The organism is Pseudomonas sp. 43mfcvi1.1, assembly GCF_900115935.1.
Lineage (GTDB): Bacteria > Pseudomonadota > Gammaproteobacteria > Pseudomonadales > Pseudomonadaceae > Aquipseudomonas > Aquipseudomonas bijieensis.
The window spans coordinates 19,914-33,943 of sequence record NZ_UETT01000018.1; the positions used below are offsets into that span (position 1 = coordinate 19,914).

General features: G+C 63.4%; 12 protein-coding genes. 7 read left to right on the forward strand and 5 right to left on the reverse strand.

Translation table 11 applies throughout. The features are described from left to right. Nucleotides 1-2 precede the first annotated feature (2 nt). From DTP52_RS27040 to DTP52_RS27050, 3 genes are all read right to left on the reverse strand, one after another. Nucleotides 3-413: a RidA family protein gene (locus DTP52_RS27040; RefSeq protein ID WP_003201555.1), complete on the reverse strand. Its 411-nt coding sequence runs from the start codon at nt 411-413 to the stop codon at nt 3-5. Then, nucleotides 413-1,738: an NAD(P)/FAD-dependent oxidoreductase gene (locus DTP52_RS27045; RefSeq protein ID WP_109756102.1), complete on the reverse strand. Its 1,326-nt coding sequence runs from the start codon at nt 1,736-1,738 to the stop codon at nt 413-415. Before DTP52_RS27045 ends, DTP52_RS27040 begins: the two co-directional genes overlap by 1 nt. A 289-nt stretch (nt 1,739-2,027) precedes the next feature. After that, nucleotides 2,028-2,942, reverse strand: a complete 915-nt coding sequence (locus DTP52_RS27050; RefSeq protein ID WP_109756103.1) for a LysR family transcriptional regulator — start codon at nt 2,940-2,942, stop codon at nt 2,028-2,030. A 120-nt stretch (nt 2,943-3,062) separates the two neighbouring features. Between DTP52_RS27050 and DTP52_RS27055 the strand changes: the two genes are divergently transcribed. After that, nucleotides 3,063-3,902: a pirin family protein gene (locus DTP52_RS27055; protein ID WP_109756104.1), complete on the forward strand. Its 840-nt coding sequence runs from the start codon at nt 3,063-3,065 to the stop codon at nt 3,900-3,902. A gap of 50 nt (nt 3,903-3,952) precedes the next feature. Further along, the gene (locus tag DTP52_RS27060) at nt 3,953-5,029 is read left to right on the forward strand and encodes an alkene reductase (RefSeq protein WP_109756105.1); all 1,077 of its coding nucleotides are present in this window, start codon (nt 3,953-3,955) and stop codon (nt 5,027-5,029) included. Between the two features lie 237 nt (nt 5,030-5,266). Here DTP52_RS27060 and DTP52_RS27065 read toward each other — a convergent pair whose 3' ends face one another. Continuing rightward, on the reverse strand, nt 5,267-6,322 hold the full coding sequence (locus tag DTP52_RS27065; protein ID WP_109756106.1) for a LacI family DNA-binding transcriptional regulator: 1,056 nt from the start codon (nt 6,320-6,322) through the stop codon (nt 5,267-5,269). Between the two features lie 127 nt (nt 6,323-6,449). On the opposite strand from DTP52_RS27065, the gene DTP52_RS27070 reads away from it, so the two are divergent. The 3 genes from DTP52_RS27070 to DTP52_RS27080 all read left to right on the forward strand — a co-directional run bounded on the left by DTP52_RS27070 (nt 6,450) and on the right by DTP52_RS27080 (nt 9,643). Further along, nucleotides 6,450-7,373: a TIM barrel protein gene (locus DTP52_RS27070; RefSeq protein ID WP_109756107.1), complete on the forward strand. Its 924-nt coding sequence runs from the start codon at nt 6,450-6,452 to the stop codon at nt 7,371-7,373. Between the two features lie 20 nt (nt 7,374-7,393). After that, the gene (locus tag DTP52_RS27075) at nt 7,394-8,563 is read left to right on the forward strand and encodes a Gfo/Idh/MocA family protein (RefSeq protein ID WP_109756108.1); all 1,170 of its coding nucleotides are present in this window, start codon (nt 7,394-7,396) and stop codon (nt 8,561-8,563) included. A 177-nt stretch (nt 8,564-8,740) separates the two neighbouring features. Then, the gene (locus DTP52_RS27080) at nt 8,741-9,643 is read left to right on the forward strand and encodes a sugar phosphate isomerase/epimerase family protein (protein ID WP_109756109.1); all 903 of its coding nucleotides are present in this window, start codon (nt 8,741-8,743) and stop codon (nt 9,641-9,643) included. A 6-nt stretch (nt 9,644-9,649) separates the two neighbouring features. Here DTP52_RS27080 and DTP52_RS27085 read toward each other — a convergent pair whose 3' ends face one another. Beyond that, nucleotides 9,650-10,108 carry a metallophosphoesterase family protein gene (locus tag DTP52_RS27085; protein WP_109756110.1) on the reverse strand — a complete coding sequence of 153 codons (459 nt, stop codon included), beginning with the start codon at nt 10,106-10,108 and terminating at the stop codon, nt 9,650-9,652. Between the two features lie 127 nt (nt 10,109-10,235). Here DTP52_RS27085 and DTP52_RS27090 point away from each other — a divergent pair, with 127 nt between their 5' ends. Both DTP52_RS27090 and DTP52_RS27095 read left to right on the forward strand, forming a co-directional pair. Continuing rightward, nucleotides 10,236-11,804, forward strand: coding sequence for a sensor domain-containing diguanylate cyclase (locus DTP52_RS27090; protein WP_109756111.1), 1,569 nt, complete (start codon nt 10,236-10,238; stop codon nt 11,802-11,804). Nucleotides 11,805-11,922: 118 nt separating this feature from the next. Further along, a complete protein-coding gene (locus DTP52_RS27095; protein WP_109756112.1) occupies nt 11,923-13,923 on the forward strand; it encodes a U32 family peptidase in 2,001 nt (666 codons plus the stop codon). The last annotated feature ends 107 nt before the right edge of the window (nt 13,924-14,030 follow it).

Sequence of the window (14,030 nt, forward strand, 5' to 3'; positions counted from 1 at the left end):
CTTTATTCAGGGATCACCGCGATCACGTCGATTTCCATCAGCCACTGCGGCTGGCCGAGGGCACTGACCACCAACCCGGTGGAGATCGGAAACACGCCCTTGAGCCACTTGCCGACCTCCTGGTACACCGGCTCGCGATAGCGCGGGTCGATCAGGTACGTCGTGGTCTTGACGATGTGGCTCAGGTCGCTGCCGGCCTCTTCCAGCAATTGCTTGACGTTGCGCATGGCCTGCTCGGCCTGGGCGCGAGGATCGCCAAGGCCCACCAGTTGGCCGTTGAAATCGGTGCCGACCTGGCCGCGCACGTAGACGGTGTTGCCAGCACGCACGGCCTGGCACAGATCGTTGTCCAGCGTCTGGTTCGGGTAGGTGTCCTTGGTGTTGAACATGCGAATACGTGTGTGAGTAGGCATCAGCGGACTCCCGAGAGACTGGTTTTCGAACGGTGTGAATCGCTGTCGAGCGCCGAAGCCTGGCGCTGGGCAGCATCTTGATAAGCGAGGTAAATGCGTTGCTTCACGATGTGGTCGGCAATATGCCGGGCGTCATGCCAGACGCCCCAGATGAACGCCGAGCCCCGACGTGACAACCACGGCAAGCCGACGAAGTACAGGCCCGGCTCGCTGGACACACCGCGCTGATGCCGAGGCTTGCCATTGGCGCCGAGGGCGTCGACCTTCAACCAGCTGTAATCCACCGAGTAGCCGGTGGCCCAGATAACGCTGGTCACACCGGCGGCGACCAGGTCCAGCGCCAGGATCGGCTGGGTCAGGCACTGCGGGTCGGGCGGCAGGTTGCGGGCTTCAGGTTCAAGGGGCAGATCCAGGCCATTGCGGGCAATGTAGGCATCGGCAGCATCCAGCAGCGCCAGGTAGTTTTCGTCGCCGCGGGCAATGTTTTCGGCAAGATTCGATTCAAAGGTCACCACACTGCCGTTGAACGATTTCGTCAGCCCCACCAGGGTGATGCCCTCGTGGGCCAAGCGGCGGAAATCCACGGTATGGCCGCCACGGGCACCGCTCACCGCGATGGTGACGTGTTCCTTGCCTGGCTGGACCGCCTCGGCGTCCCACTCGCCCAGCACCCCCAGCCACCAGCAGAAATCGCGGTTGCGATAGGCCCGTGGCGGGCGATCATGGGCACCCACCGAAAGATAGACCTGCCTGCCGGCGCGCTGCAGTTCATCGGCGATCTGCACCCCCGACGACCCGGCACCCACCACCAGCACCGCCCCCTCGGGCAACTGCTGCGGATTGCGATACTGCGCAGAGTGAATCTGGGTGACCGTCGCCATCTCAGGTGCGATGGGCGGAATCACCGGTCGCTGGAATGGCCCGGTGGCAACGACCACATGGATGGCCTCGATCAGGCCCTCGGACGTTTCAATGGTGAACCCCGGGCGGCCGACATTGCGCTCGACTTTCCTGACCTCCACGCCGGTACGGATCGGCGCATTGAACTTGCGCGCATAGGCCTCGAAGTAATCGGCCACTTGATCCTTGGCGGCGAAGGCATCAGGGTCGAGTCCCTCGAATTCCAAGCCAGGAAAACGGTCATGCCAGGCCGGGCCGTTGGCCACCAGCGAATCCCAACGCGCCGTGCGCCAGGCCTCGGCAATCCGATTGCGCTCCACGACCAGGTGAGGCACACCTTGTCTGCTCAAGTGTTCACTCATGGCCACGCCGGCCTGGCCGGCGCCTATAACAAGCGTATCGATGCGTAGGGTTTCAACGGGCATGTCTGTGCACTTCCGGCAGAGGGTTGGTTCAGGCCGGCATGGCGCCGCCTCGGGTTCTGATTTTTTGTTCTGCGATTGCGACTATCGAAATGAGGTGTCGAGGCGATTGTGTTGGCAGGCGCGGATTTGCGAAACGAGGGTTTTTGTCGTTGCTAGGAAGGAAAAAAATGGGCTATTGCCCGAGCGTGATGATCACGGCAACAAAGCACATCTTATTAGACTTGGAGCACATCGCTCCCGTGGCGAGGGAGCTTGCTCCCGCTGGGCTGCGCAGATCGCATTGGCCAATTCACTGCATCAGTGCCGGAAACGCCTTGAGTTCCAGCTTCTGCATCACCAACCCGATGAACGCCGAAACCGCCAGCGGCAACTGCCGTCGGCTCGGATACAGCACATTCAGGCCGAAGCCGCTGCGTTGGTACTGCGGCAACACGCGCACCAACCTGCCGGCTTCCAGGTCGAGGGCGCTCAGTGCCCCCGGCAGCACGGCGATGCCCAGACCGGCGACGGTCGCCCTGCGCAACGCTTGGGCGGTGTTGGCGTGGAAGCGGCTGGCGATCTGCACGTGCTCCTCGATGCCGTCCGGGCCGACGAGTCGCCAGTCGGTCAAGCCGCTGGGGTGGGCGAAACTCACGCCGTCGTGGTGAGCCAGGTCCTGCAGCGCAAGCGGTGCACCGCGTGCGGCAATGTACGCGGGGCTGGCAACCATGCCGTCACCGTCGTTCTGGAGCAGTTGGCGACCGACATACCCCGAGTCCTGCAACGGACCGCCGCGAAAGGCCACGTCGATGCGGTCGGCAATCAGGTCGACACGGGCATCGCTGAGCACGAAATCGAGTTGCACACGCGGGTGCGCGGCTAAAAAGTCGGCCACCCATTCCATCGGGAAAAAATCGAAAAAATCCGCCGGCGCCGCGATGCGCACCAGGCCGCTGGGCTCTTCGCTGCCCATCATCAGTTCCTGCCCTGCCTCCATCAGACCATCCACCGCCTCCACGCAGCGCTCATAAAACCCCTGGCCCACCTGGGTCAACGTGAGTTTGCGGGTCGAGCGCTGCAGAAGTCGCGACTCCAGCTGCGCCTCCAACTGTTGGACCCGGCGACTGACGGTGTTGGCAGGCATGCCCAAGCGCCTGGCCGCCTCGGCGAAGCTGCCACTGCGGACCACTTGGACAAACAGTGCGACATCGTTGAGATCGAGCATGGCGTCGACATTCCTTCGTTTAATGGATGAGTTCAATCCGATTGTATCGACTAATCAATCCATTGCCAGGCACTTATCCTTCTCCCATCGAGGCTCAACGCCCATGACTTGGAGGCCCCCATGAACAGCATCGTCGCCGCACCACCGCGCGCCATCGTCCATCGCACCACCGGCAGCAGCCACGGGCCGATCACCCGGCTCATGAGCCCCGGCGACCTGGGCCAGCTCTGCAAGCCCTTCGTATTTCTCGATCTCTTCGGGTTCAAGGCCGACGCCATGCAGAGGGGGTTCGGCATGCACCCTCATTCCGGGATCGCCACGCTGACCTACATGATCGAAGGCCAGGTGATCTACGAAGACACCACGGGCCAGTCCGGCACGCTGCCTAGCGGCGGCATGGAGTGGATGCAAGCCGGCAACGGCGTATGGCACACCGCCCGGCCGGTCGATGGCACGCCGATCCAAGGTTTCCAACTCTGGGTGGCGCTGCCGGCGGCAGAAGAAAATGCCCCGGCCCACAGCCTCTACCTGGCGCCCGCCGAGATCCCCCGGGAAGGACCGGCGCGGGTATTGCTCGGCCACTACGGCGCAGCCCGCAGCCGCGTCTCCTCCCCGGCGGACATGAATTACCTCGCCGTGCAGTTGCAGGACAACGAGCGCTGGCGCTACACGCCACCGGCCGGGCACACCGTCGCCTGGCTGGCGGTCAACGGCGGCAGCCTCGACGCTGGCGGCAACGTCAATACCGGAGAAATGGTGGTATTCGAAGAGTCCGCTGCGGCCATCGACATCGTTGCCCGGGGCGCGACGTCCTTCGTGCTGGGCTCGGCAGTCAAGCATCCCCACGACCTGGTGATGGGCTATTACTCCGTGCACACCAGCCAGGCCGCCCTGGAAAAGGGTGAGAAAGAAATCCAGCGCATCGGCGCCCAGTTGCAACAAGAGGGTCGGTTGGCCTGACCGCCCCTCGACTCAATCCCTGTTCATACCCGCTCCCTTAGAGGTGAATCATGACTGACATCGGTCTCGATCTTCTGTTGTCCCGTACTCAAGTCGGCAAGCTGTCCCTGAAAAACCGCATGGTCATGGCGCCGATGACCCGCAGCCGCGCAGGAGCAGGCGATGCAGCCACGCCCCTGATGGCCGAGTACTACAGCCAACGCGCCAGCGCCGGCCTGATCATCAGCGAAGGCTCCCAGGTGTCGGCCCAGGGCAAGGGTTACCTGCGTACGCCAGGGATCTTTACCCGCGAACAAATCGCCGGCTGGAAACAAGTGACCGACGCAGTGCATGCCCAGGGCGGTCAGATCTTCCTGCAGCTCTGGCACGTAGGCCGTCTTTCTCATCCGCTGGTGCAGGTCAACGGCGCCCAGCCCGTGGCCCCTTCGGCGATCAAGGCCGATGGCGAGATCTACACGCCCGAAGGCCTCAAGCCCTACGAACTGCCACGGGCATTGGAGCTCGATGAAATGCCAGGCGTGGTCGCCGACTTTCGCCAGGCTGCGGCCAACGCGAAACTGGCCGGGTTCGACGGCGTGGAGATTCATGGCGCCAATGGCTACCTGATCGACCAGTTCCTGCGCGACGGCACCAACCAACGTACCGATGCCTACGGCGGCTCGATCGAAAACCGCGCGCGTTTGCTCAAGGAAGTAGTCGAGTCGGTGATCGAAGTCTTCGGTGCCAGCCGAGTCGGCGTTCGCCTGTCGCCGATCTTCAGTTACTTCTCGATGAGCGACAGCAACCCGCAGGCGACTTTCGACTACACGGCCCGGATGCTCAGCCGCTATGGCCTGGCTTACCTGCACATCGTGGAACTGGGCGAAGGCCCGTTCGACTTCCTGGAACTCAAGCGCCGCTTCGGCGGGCCCTACATTGCCAACGGCGGCTACAGCGCCGAACGTGCAGCCGCGGCCATCAGCCGTGGTGAAGCAGACCTGGTAGCGTTCGGCACGCCGTTTCTGGCGAACCCGGACCTGGTGGAACGTTTCAAACGGGGCCAAGCGCTGAACACCCCTGACGCGTCGACGTTCTACCAGGGCGACGAACGTGGTTATACCGATTATCCAACCCTGACTAAAGCCTAAGCAGGCCAGCAGGCTTAACGCCCGAGACCTGTGGGAGCGAGCCTGCTCGCGAAAGCGATGTGTCAGTCACCCTCCATACCGACTGCCCCCGCGCCATCGCGAGCAAGCCTTGCTCCCACAGCTCCTGCTCAAACAAATCTGATGGGTGTACCCCCGCAAGAGCCAGGCCGGCTGTCAGGCCGCCATCGCGAGCAGGCTCGCTCCCACACGTTTTTGCATGGGCACCCCCTAGCGGGGTCAGATGCTCTCAGGCACATCGATCTGCAGCGGCACCACCCGCTTCGGCGCCGGTCCGGGTGGCGAGGCTGTCGCGGCCTCGACCAGGGCGTCGACGGCCTGCTCCGCCAGCGCCACGACCGGATGCGACAGCACGGCCTGAACCAGCCCCGCCTTCAACGCGTCACGCGTCAGAGGCGTCAGGTCATGACACACCACGATGGGCAAGCGAAGCTGTTGCTCCTTGAAGCCCCGCAATGCCCGCAACACCCCCGCAATGCCGCCTCCGGCCACGTAAAGCCCGACAAGATCAGGTTCCGCCGTGAGCAAGTCCAACGTGTTGCCATAGGCGAATTCATCGTCCTCCAGCGTCAGGCGCGAGGCGAGCAGTTCCCATTCACTGGAGTGATCCGCCAGATAACTGCGAAAGCTCAGCTCACACAACTCCTGGCACTGGAAACGCTGGCTGCTGAGCATGACGGCCACCGGCCCGGGTTGGCCGGCAAGGCGGCTGACGAACCAGCCCGCCGTGCGCCCGGTCAGGCGATTGTCCAGGCCTGCGTAACCGGTACCGGCGGCGCTGGACAGCTCCGACAGCAGCGCCACCACCGCAACACCGGTCTCGCGCAATTGCGCAACCGCCTCCCGGACCCGGGGATGATCCACCGCCACCACGCCCAGGCCGTCCACTTGGTCGCGCAAGGCCAGGATGCGTTGCGCCACGACGACCGGGTCGAGATCGTCCAGATAACCGATGACCACGCGAATCCGCGCGCGGGTGCAGGTCGCGGCGGCGTTCGACAACGCGTGGGCGAGCCCTTGGTAAAAAGGCACGCCGCTTTTCTGCAACAGGAAGCCAAGCCGCAAGGTCGGGCGGTCGTTGAGCACCCGCTGCTCGATAACGCCCTTGGCATGGAACCCCAACCGCGCGGCCGCCGCAGCGATGCGCTGGGCGGTGTCGGCGCGCACGTCGGCACGCAGGTTCAGCACCCGGTCGACGGTGGACAGGCTGACTCCGGCTTCTCGAGCGACATCGGCCATCGTGGGACGCAGTTTACGACGTGGTTTTTCTGACATGTCTTGACACCTCTTCGAGGCATCATGAGGGGTTTTGACAGATTAAGCCATCACCCCATGGCCCCCTCTGCGGCAACCCAATAGCATCAGGCCAAGCACATAAAAACAAACACAGCCGGAGTGCCCCATGACGATCCACATTTGCACCGCGCCTTGCTGCTGGGGCGTCGACGACGTCAAGAACCCTTTCCTGCCTCCGTGGCGCCGAGTGCTTGGCGAAGCGGCCGAGGCCGGCTACCGCGGCATCGAGCTGGGGCCGTACGGTTACCTGCCGTTAGACGTCGGAACCGTCAGCCCAGCCTTGTCCGAACTTGATCTGCATGTGGTCGCCGGGACGATCTTCGACGACCTGGTAAGCCCCGCCAACCTGCCTGAACTGCTGCGCCAGACCCACGACATCTGCACGCTGCTCAAACAACTGCCGCCCATGGAACGGCAAGCCGGGCAGCGTCATGCCGGGCCCTATCTGGTGATCATCGACTGGGGCCACGAGGAACGTGACTACGCAGCCGGCCACTCCGACCGCGCCCCGCGCCTGGACGATGCACGCTGGAACACCATGATGACGCACATCCGCGCCATCGCCGACCTCGCCTGGCACACCTACGGCATCCGCGCCGTCATCCATCCTCACGCCGGTGGCTACATCGAGTTCGCCGATGAATTGGCGCGCCTGATGGACGAGATTCCCGATGAAGTCGCCGGGCTGTGCCTGGACACCGGGCACCTCTACTACGCCGGCATGGACCCGGTCGCCTCGTTGCGCACCTACGCCCATCGCCTGGACTACCTGCACTTCAAGGACATCGACCCGGTGGTTTTCGACCAGGTGCTGAACGAACACATCCGTTTCTTCGCCGCTTGCGCCCGGGGCGTGATGTGCCCCATCGGGCGTGGCGTCATCGATTACCCGGGGTTGCACAGCCTCGTGCATGAACTGGGTTACCAGGGCTGCATCACCGTCGAACAGGAACGCGACCCGCGCAACGCCGGGACCAGCCTGGACGACGTAGCGGCCAGCCGCGCCTACCTGGCCCGAATCGGTTTCTGATCAGCACAAGGACAAACCCCATGATCAACGGCAGCAAAACCCTTACGCGTCCCATCCGCTGGGCCATGGTCGGTGGCGGTGAACACAGCCAGATCGGCTACATCCACCGCTCGGCCGCCCTGCGCGACCGGAACTTCGAATTGCTCGCCGCGGCGCTGGATATCGATCCCGCCCGCGGCCAGGCCTTTGGCGAGCAACTGGGTATCGACCCTGCGCGCTGCTATCCGGACTACCTCAGCCTGTTCGAGCTGGAGGCACAACGTCCCGATGGGATCGAGGCGGTGTCGATCGCCACGCCCAACGGCACCCACTACGCCATCACCCGCGCCGCTCTGGAAGCCGGGCTGCATGTGGTCTGCGAAAAGCCGCTGTGCTTTACCCTCGAACAGGCCGAGGCACTGCGCACCCTGGCGCAATCCAAGGGGCGCATCGTTGGCTTGACCTACGGCTACGCCGGGCACCAGTTGATCGAACAGGCCCGGAAGATGATCGCGGCGCAGGCATTGGGCGAGATCCGCATGGTGCACATGCAGTTTGCCCATGGTTTTCACAGTGCGCCGGTGGAGGCGCAGAACCAGGCCACCCAGTGGCGCGTCGACCCGCGCCAGGCCGGGCCCAGCTACGTGCTGGGGGATGTCGGCACCCACCCGTTGTACCTGGCCAAAGTGATGCTGCCCGACCTCAAGATCAAACGCTTGATGTGCAGCCGGCAAAGCTTCGTCGCCAGCCGCGCCCCGTTGGAGGACAACGCCTACACCTTGATGGAATACGAAGGCGGCGCCATGGGCATGGTCTGGTCCAGCGCGGTGAATGCCGGTTCCATGCATGGGCAGAAAATCCGCGTGATCGGCTCCCGTGCCAGCCTTGAATGGTGGGACGAACGGCCCAACCAACTGAGCTTCGAGATCCAGGGCCAACCCGTGCAGATCCTGGAACGCGGCATGGGCTACCTGCACCCCGACGCGCTGCAGGACGACCGCATCGGTGGCGGCCATCCCGAAGGGTTGTTCGAAGCCTGGTCCAATCTCTATCGCCGCTTCGCCTTGGCCATGGATGCGGCCAACCGTGGCGACAGCGCGACGCTGGCTGCCCTGCGCTACCCCGACATCAACGCCGGCGTGGAAGGCGTACGCTGGGTCGAACGCTGCGTTGAATCAGCCAACCGGGATTCAACCTGGGTCGCCTATTGACCCCTGTGGCGAGGGGATTTATCCCCGCTGGGGCGCGAAGCGGCCCCCGACATTCCATTCTGATACACCGCAGTAGCAGATCCATTTGGGACCGTTTCGCGGTCCAGCGGGGATAAATCCCCTCGCCACAGCAAGCTCCCTCGCCACGGTAATGAGCGTTTCCTAAGGAGAACAACAATGAAAATCGCCCTCGACCCCTACATGCACCGCCACCTGAGCCTGCCGGACCTGTGCCGCAAGACCGCCGAGCTCGGCTACGAATACCTGGAGCTGTCACCACGGGAAGACTTCCTGCCCTGGTGGGTACGCCCCCGCGCCCACAAGGAGCGCATCGCCGAGTTCAAGAAAGCCCTGCGCGACCATAACCTGCAACTGGCCTCGCTGTTACCGATGTATCGTTGGGCCAGCCCCCATGAAGACGAACGCCGGGCAGCGGTGAATTACTGGAAGGAAGCCATCCAGGTCGCCGTGGAGATGGGCTGCACGACCATGAATTCAGAGTTCGGTCGCGGGCCTTCACCGGATCGCGGGCATAAAGTCAGCTGCTGCGGTGGCGTGCACAGCCATGAGTCCAGCGAAGCGGCCTGGTGGCGCTCGATGGAGGAACTGGTGCCGATCCTGGAAAGCGAGGGCGTCACGCTGAACGTCGAACCGCATCCGGAAGACTGGTGCGAAACCCTGCACCCGGCCCTCGACATGCTCAAGACCATCGGCTCGGACAACATCAAGTTCCTTTACTGCACGCCGCACACCTTCTACTTCGGCGATGACATGAAGGCCATGATCGCCGAGGCCGGGTCGATGATCGCCCATGTCCACATCGCCGATACCTACAACCACAAGGCCTCCTCCGGCCTGCGCTACATCGTCAACCCACCTGGCGCCAAAGTCACCGTCCACCAACACATGGACATGCACCAGGGCGAGATCGACTGGGACCTGTTCTTCAGCGAACTGGCCAAGACCGGCTTCGACGGCATCGTCACCGCCTGCGTGTTCGGCTGGGAAGAACGGGCGGATGACTCCGGGCGCTTCATGCGCAAGGAAATCCAGGCCTACATCGACAAGTACTTCAGGTAGACGGGTTCATTCCAACAACCCGACCAGCCGCGGCTCGATCGCCTGTTCACTCACCTCAAGCAGCGCCAGCGTCACCGGTAACTTGAACCGCCGCCGGCCGGCGCTGCCAGGGTTGAGATAAAGCCGCTCGCCACGCCATTCGATCAGCGGTTTATGGGAATGGCCGGTGATCACCAGCCTCACGCCCGGGTCGAGTGCTGCCGGCACATCCGCGAGGTCATGGACCAATAGGACCTGCCACCCCCCCAGGTCGAATTGCAGGCAATCGGCAAGGTGCCCTGCCCACTCGGCCTCCAGGTCGTTGTTTCCGCGCACCACGTGCAGCTCGCCGATGGCAGCCAGGGCGTCGAGGATTTCCGGGCTGCCGATATCGCCGGCATGAATGATCCGCTCACAGCCTTGCAGCGCGGCAAGCGCTTCGGGGCGCAGCAGGCCGTGGGTATCGGAAATGACGCCAACTTTCATGAAACCTTTCTCCCCAATCGTGTGTCGCCGGTTATACCTGCCTCGTCGCAGCTAGCTAACGTGCTGAAATCGAATAAGATAGGCTTCGCATCAATAGTGCGCAGACCCGTCGTAAAAGGAAATGTTGATGCTCGGACGCAAACGGCCAGAGCCAAAGATCGAAAGCTCTGATGAAGCCTTTTCCCCCCAAGCAGTCCGGGCCGGAGCGGCATTGCGCCTGACCGTGAGCTTCATGCTGGTAGTCATCATCGCCTTCCTGGCCGTCGAAGGCTGGCGGACCTGGCGCGACTACCGCGCCGCTTTTGCGTCTGCCCGGGATTCGGTGACGAACCTGGCACGGGCGACGGCCCAGCACGCCGAAGATACCATTCGACAAGTGGATGTGGTCACCGCTGCCCTCGCCGAACGCGTGGAGGGCGACGGCCTGCAGAACCTGGACGTGCCGCGCATCCATAAGCTATTGGTGCAGCAGGCCGCGATCATGCCGCAACTGCACGGGTTGTTTATCTATGGCCCGGACGGTCAGTGGCTGGTAACGGACAAGGAAAACATTCCGGAGCCGGCGAACAACGCCGACCGCGACTACTTCCAGTATCACCGTACTCACGAGGACCGAAGCGTGCGCATCGGCACAGTGATCAAGAGCCGATCCACCAACGACCTGATCATCCCTGTCTCCCGGCGCTTGAACAATCCCGACGGCTCATTCGCCGGTGTGCTGCTCGGAACGGTCAAGGTCAGCTATTTCGTCGATTACTACGGTGACTTCAAGATCGATGACAAAGGGGCGCTGGTCCTGGCGACACGCAGCGGAACGATTCTGGTGCGCCGTCCTTTCGTCGCCTCGGTGATTGGCAAGAGCCTGGTCAATAGCGTGATCTTCAGGAACTACTTGCCCACGTCGAATCAGGGCGTCGCGGAGGCCAGGGCCGTCGTCGACGATACCGAGCGGCTGTATGGCTATCGCGCCTTGACCACCTATCCGCTGGTGGTGGAAGCCGGCTTGTCCCGCGAATCGATCATCGCGCCCTGGCGCCGCGACTTGCTCAAGACCGGTCTGGTGCTGATTTTCCTGATCGCGGTACTGGTGGGCTTCGGGCTCATCGTATTGAGCCAACTGCGCTACCGCATGACCATGGAGAAGCAGATTCGCAGCGCCCACCAGGCCATGCGCGACATGGCGCTGACCGACAGCCTGACCGGGCTGGGCAACCGCAGGCGACTGGACATCGCCCTGGCCGATGAACTACGCCTGGCCAGGCGCCAGGGTTCGTCCCTGGCCCTGATCATGCTCGACGTCGATTACTTCAAACGTTTCAACGACCGGTACGGCCATGCCGCCGGCGATGATTGCCTGCGGGCGATTGCCGCCGCGATCGGGCAGACCATCAAAAGGCCGGCCGACCTGGCGGTCCGCTATGGCGGTGAAGAGTTCACCGTGTTGCTGCCAAACACCGACAGCGCCGGTGCCGCCAAGGTCGCCCAGCAAATCCTCGAAGCCGTCAGGGCCTTGAACATTGAACACGGCGATCATCCGTTGGGCCTGGTGACTGTCAGCGCGGGCGTCACCACCAGCCAGCCGAGCGGCGAGGACGTCACCCCGGCCATGCTGATCAAGGCTGCCGACGCCTTCTTGTACCTGGCCAAGAACACCGGGCGAAACCGCTGGTGCAGCGCCGGCTCGACGCCGGAGTGAGCCCCGCGGGAGCGCCGCGCATCGGTCAGGATCGTGCAAACCCAAGGCCACAGGTGCCGACCAGGCGCCTGGCGGCTACAATGCTCGCTTCGTCCGTGACCAGCCTGATAAAAAATACATGTCCTTGCCCAAACATCATCTGGAATTGCTCAGCCCCGCCCGCGACGTGACCATCGCCCGCGAGGCCATCCTGCATGGCGCCGACGCCGTGTACATCGGTGGCCCGAGTTTTGGCGCGCGTCATAACGCCTGCAACGAGGTGGGCGATATCGCCCGGCTGGTGGAGTTCGCCCATCGCTACCACGCCCGGGTGTTCACCACGATCAATACCATCCTGCACGACAATGAACTGGAGCCGGCCCGCCAGCTGATCCACCAACTGTACGACGCCGGCGTCGACGCACTGATCGTCCAGGACCTGGGGGTGATGGAGCTGGATATCCCGCCCATCGAGCTGCACGCCAGCACCCAGACCGACATCCGCACCCTGGCGCGGGCCAAGTTCCTCGACCAGGCCGGTTTCTCGCAACTGGTCCTGGCCCGTGAGCTGAACCTGCAGGAAATCCGTGCCATCGCCGACGAAACCGAAGCGGCCATCGAGTTCTTCATCCACGGCGCGCTGTGCGTGGCCTTTTCCGGCCAGTGCAACATCTCCCATGCCCAGAACGGCCGCAGCGCCAACCGTGGCGACTGCTCCCAGGCCTGTCGCCTGCCCTACACCTTGAAGGACGACCAGGGCCGGGTCGTCGCCTATGAAAAACACCTGCTGTCGATGAAAGACAACAACCAGAGCGCCAACATCCGCGATCTGGTCGAAGCCGGCGTGCGCTCATTCAAGATCGAAGGGCGCTACAAGGACATGGGCTATGTGAAGAACATCACCGCCTATTACCGCCAGCGCCTGGACAATGTCCTCGAAGACCGCCCGGACCTGGCCCGCGCGTCCAGCGGCCGTACCGCGCACTTCTTCGTGCCGGATCCGGACAAGACGTTCCATCGCGGCAGCACCGACTATTTCGTCAGCGAACGCAAGATCGACATCGGCGCCTTCGACTCCCCGACCTTCACCGGCGTGCCAGTGGGCGTGGTGGAGAAAGTCGGCAAGCGCGATCTGCAAGTGGTGACCTTCGATCCGCTGTCCAACGGCGATGGGCTCAACGTGCTGGTCAAGCGCGAAGTCGTCGGTTTCCGCGCCAACATCGCCGAGCCCAAGGGTGAATTCGAAGAGGACGGCCAGAAGCGTTACCGCTACCGCGTCGAACCCAACGAGATGCCGGCGGGCATGTACCAGTTGCGCCCCAACCACCCGTTGAGCCGCAACCTGGATCACAACTGGCAGCAAGCCTTGCTCAAGACCTCCTCCGAGCGCCGGGTCGGCCTGGCCTGGGTTGCGCGCCTGAGTGAAGCGCGCCTGGAACTGACCGCCACCAGCGAAGAAGGCATCAGCGCCAGCGTCACCCTGGACGGGCCGTTCGGCCTGGCCAACAAGCCGGAACAAGCCCTGGAACAATTGCATGACCTGCTTGGTCAGCTGGGCACCACCGAGTACCACGCCACCGCAATCGAGCTGGATGCGCCCCAGGCGTTCTTCATCCCCAACTCGCAGCTCAAGGCGTTGCGCCGTGAAGCCATCGAAGCCCTCACCGCCGCCCGCATCGAGGCCCACCCACGCGGTGGCCGCAAGGCCGAGACCAGCCCGCCGCCGGTGTACCCGGAGTCGCACCTGTCGTTCCTGGCCAACGTCTACAACCAGAAGGCCCGGGATTTCTATCACCGCCACGGGGTCAAGTTGATCGACGCCGCGTTCGAGGCCCACGAGGAAACCGGCGAAGTGCCGGTGATGATCACCAAGCACTGCCTGCGCTTCTCGTTCAACCTCTGCCCCAAGCAGGCCAAGGGCGTCACCGGCGTGCGCACCAAGGTCGCGCCGATGCAACTGATCCACGGTGATGAAGTACTGACGCTGAAATTCGACTGCAAACCCTGCGAGATGCACGTGGTCGGCAAGATCAAGGGGCACATCCTTGACCTGCCATTGCCCGGTAGCACGGCGCAGCCCGTGGTCGGCTACATCAGCCCTGAAGACCTGCTCAAGACGATCCCCCGCGCACCGCATTAAGCATGAGCAATGTGGGAGCTTGCTCCCACATTGGGCTGAGGGTGTTCACTACACTTATGAACAGATCCCTTGTGGGAGCGAGCCTGCTCGCGATAGCGGTGGGCCAG

Bases quoted from the DNA above. Each gene is read 5' to 3' on its own strand.
- DTP52_RS27040 (WP_003201555.1), bottom strand. From the start codon at position 413: ATGCCTACTCACACACGTATTCGCATGTTCAACACCAAGGACACCTAC.
- DTP52_RS27045 (WP_109756102.1), bottom strand. From the start codon at position 1,738: ATGCCCGTTGAAACCCTACGCATCGATACGCTTGTTATAGGCGCCGGC.
- DTP52_RS27050 (WP_109756103.1), bottom strand. From the start codon at position 2,942: ATGCTCGATCTCAACGATGTCGCACTGTTTGTCCAAGTGGTCCGCAGT.
- DTP52_RS27055 (WP_109756104.1), top strand. From the start codon at position 3,063: ATGAACAGCATCGTCGCCGCACCACCGCGCGCCATCGTCCATCGCACC.
- DTP52_RS27060 (WP_109756105.1), top strand. From the start codon at position 3,953: ATGACTGACATCGGTCTCGATCTTCTGTTGTCCCGTACTCAAGTCGGC.
- DTP52_RS27065 (WP_109756106.1), bottom strand. From the start codon at position 6,322: ATGTCAGAAAAACCACGTCGTAAACTGCGTCCCACGATGGCCGATGTC.
- DTP52_RS27070 (WP_109756107.1), top strand. From the start codon at position 6,450: ATGACGATCCACATTTGCACCGCGCCTTGCTGCTGGGGCGTCGACGAC.
- DTP52_RS27075 (WP_109756108.1), top strand. From the start codon at position 7,394: ATGATCAACGGCAGCAAAACCCTTACGCGTCCCATCCGCTGGGCCATG.
- DTP52_RS27080 (WP_109756109.1), top strand. From the start codon at position 8,741: ATGAAAATCGCCCTCGACCCCTACATGCACCGCCACCTGAGCCTGCCG.
- DTP52_RS27085 (WP_109756110.1), bottom strand. From the start codon at position 10,108: ATGAAAGTTGGCGTCATTTCCGATACCCACGGCCTGCTGCGCCCCGAA.
- DTP52_RS27090 (WP_109756111.1), top strand. From the start codon at position 10,236: ATGCTCGGACGCAAACGGCCAGAGCCAAAGATCGAAAGCTCTGATGAA.
- DTP52_RS27095 (WP_109756112.1), top strand. From the start codon at position 11,923: ATGTCCTTGCCCAAACATCATCTGGAATTGCTCAGCCCCGCCCGCGAC.